The organism is Sphingobacterium shayense, assembly GCF_013179575.1.
Classification (GTDB): Bacteria; Bacteroidota; Bacteroidia; order Sphingobacteriales; family Sphingobacteriaceae; genus Sphingobacterium; species Sphingobacterium shayense.
Genome location: NZ_JABMCQ010000270.1, coordinates 1 through 2,894, shown reverse-complemented (window position 1 = coordinate 2,894; position 2,894 = coordinate 1). Strand labels below are relative to the sequence as shown.

1 protein-coding gene is annotated in these 2,894 nt (G+C 39.8%); it reads left to right on the top strand.

The annotated features are described in order from the left end of the window. The first annotated feature begins 372 nt into the window (after nucleotides 1–372). On the top strand, nucleotides 373–2,820 hold the full coding sequence (gene thrA / locus HP439_RS18510; RefSeq protein WP_172391810.1) for a bifunctional aspartate kinase/homoserine dehydrogenase I: 2,448 nt from the start codon (nucleotides 373–375) through the stop codon (nucleotides 2,818–2,820). Nucleotides 2,821–2,894 lie beyond the last annotated feature (74 nt).

The window sequence follows — 2,894 nt, the reverse complement described above, 5'->3', positions numbered from 1 at the left end:
AAACAACGACGCCAGTTTTTAAACCTAAATTAACAGATTTTAACACTTTTCTCGTATTGCTTTACGATAACGGAAAGAAAAGTTGTTGTAGAGGATGTGCTACAAACGTGAAATCCACTTTTATTAAATTTTCAAAGAAATTGAAAATTTATTTGATTAATTCCAATTTTATGTCTTATCTTTAATTCGAATTAAAAAAGAACATGAGAATACACTCGATTATTTCATCTATTATTATTACCACCGGCATTTACCATCGGAGGAAGTAATTCTATTGTATAAGAAAGTGTACAAGTTATATAGAGCCTTCCTCCACCGGGAAGGCTTTTTTTATTTTACGCACACTATTTTAAAACTATATAAAAACAGAAAATGAAAGTATTAAAGTTTGGGGGCACCTCGGTTGGTACAGTAGAGAGCATAAGTGCTATGCTGGATATTGTCAAGAAAGCTTACGAACAAGATGAGAAGCCACTCGTAGTATTATCTGCGATGTCAGGTGTTACCAATCTGTTAACGCAAATGGCGGAGAATGCCGCGCAGCGACTGCCCTTTGAAGATGATCTAGCAAGCGTAGAAGAGCGTCATTTCAACGTTGTAAAGAAACTTATCGCGATCAAATTTCAGAATCCCGTGTTTACGAAGATTAAATTGATGCTTAACGATCTAGAGGAGATTCTACAAGGAATTAGCGCGCTTAAGGAACTCAGTCCTCAAAGTAAGGATCTTGTTGTTTCTTTCGGCGAGCGCCTTTCTAATTATATGGTATCCAAAGTTATGGAGCAATATGTTCCACAAACTGAATACATTAACGCCTCCCATTACATAAAAACAGATTCCAGTTTTGGACATGCGCATGTGAACGAAGAACTTACTCAACAGCTTATACAGTCTCTCAGTCATTCTCATTCGGACAAACTGCTTTTTGTAACTGGCTTTATAGGATCAAATGAGCAAGGGCGGGTTACGACTCTAGGCCGCGGCGGCTCAGATTATACGGCAGCGATATTTGGTTCTGTCCTGAATGCAACAGCCATAGAGATATGGACTGACGTAAATGGCATGTTGACTGCGGATCCGCGGATCGTAAAAAAGGCCTTTTCGCTTTCGGTATTATCATACACTGAGGCTATGGAGCTTTCCTATTTTGGAGCCAAGGTAATTTATCCGCCTACGATGATACCTGCCTTTTTGAAGAAGATCCCCCTTGTTATCCGGAATACATTTGAACCGACGTTTCCAGGGACGGTTATTCAATTTGAGTCGGGTAAATCTGAATTTCCAATAAAAGGAATTTCCTCAATATCGGATATTTCCGTAATCAACCTTGCCGGAAGTGGAATGATTGGTAAATCTGGCTTCAGCGGGCGACTATTTACGCTACTCGCTCGCGAACAGATTAACGTGGTGTTAATCACCCAATCCTCATCGGAACATAGTATCACCTTTGCCGTACATCCCGACGATGCGACGAAGGCCGTGACATTGATTCGTGCTGAATTTGAACTTGAACTAGAGGCTAACAAATTGACCATACCTACCGTAGAGAATGATCTGTCTGTACTTGCAATTGTCGGTGAGAATATGAAACGGACTCCAGGGATGTCAGGACGCTTATTTGCCGCCCTGGGACGGAATGGTATCAATGTTAGAGCAATAGCTCAGGGCTCTTCTGAATTGAATATTTCAGTGATAATAAGTAAAGATAACTTAGCAAAAGCGTTAAATGCTGTTCATGATGCTTTTTTTGCTGCGTTGAAAACGACACTTCATGTATTTGCACTGGGAACAGGTAATATTGGTTCTACTATGTTTCGTCAGATACATGAACAATATGATTTCTTGTTAGATAACAATGATGTAGAGATCAAGGTAACGGGGATTTCTAATTCCCGCAAAATGTTCTTCGATGTCGATGGCGTTGATTTAGCAGGCTGGGAAAAAGCGCTAGATAATTCGCCAGAAGTTGCTGATCTCTCCGCATTTATTGAGCGGATGAAAGCGATGAATCTGCCAAATTGTGTGTTTGTGGACAACACGGCAAGCAAATTGCCTTCGACCTATTATGAGGATATCTTTAAGTCAAACATTTCTATTGTAACTTGTAACAAAATTGCTAATTCGGGTTCTTATGAACAGTACCGCACATTACGTGATACAGCACGTAGATATGGTGTAGATTTTTTCTATGAGACAAATGTGGGGGCTGGCTTACCAATTGTTCGCGTATTGAAAGATTTGATGCTTAGCGGGGATCGTATTGTGAAAATCGAAGCAATTCTTTCAGGAACTATTTCTTATATATTTAATAACTTTATTGGTGAGTCCTCATTTTACGATGTAGTTAAACAAGCGCAAGAACTGGGATATACGGAACCAGATCCGCGAGATGATCTAGGAGGAGTCGACTTTATGCGTAAAATGCTTATCCTAGCGCGTGATGCGGGTTATGTTATCGAGCCTTCTGATGTTAACCTAGGCGCGATTCTTCCAGAGACATGTTTGCAAGCGAGCTCTGTAGACGATTTCTATGCAGAGCTTCTGAAAGCGGACTACTTTTTTAACGAATTGAAATTAAAAGCAGATTCTGAAGGTAAAGTAATTCGTTACATTGGTAAATTAGAAGAAGGGAAGGTATCGATAGCTTTGGAGATGGTTGATGAAAATCATCCTTTCTATGCTCTTTCTGGATCTGACAATATTATATCTTTTACTACCGAACGCTACAAAGAAAGACCACTAGTTGTTAAAGGGCCAGGAGCTGGTGCGGAGGTAACAGCGGCCGGCGTTTTCGCGGATCTAGTAAATGTTGGAGCATAAAATAATAATCATGGAAACACTAGAGAAAAAAACACATAAAATTGATTTTGATCAAATACTTTCCAAAGTACGCG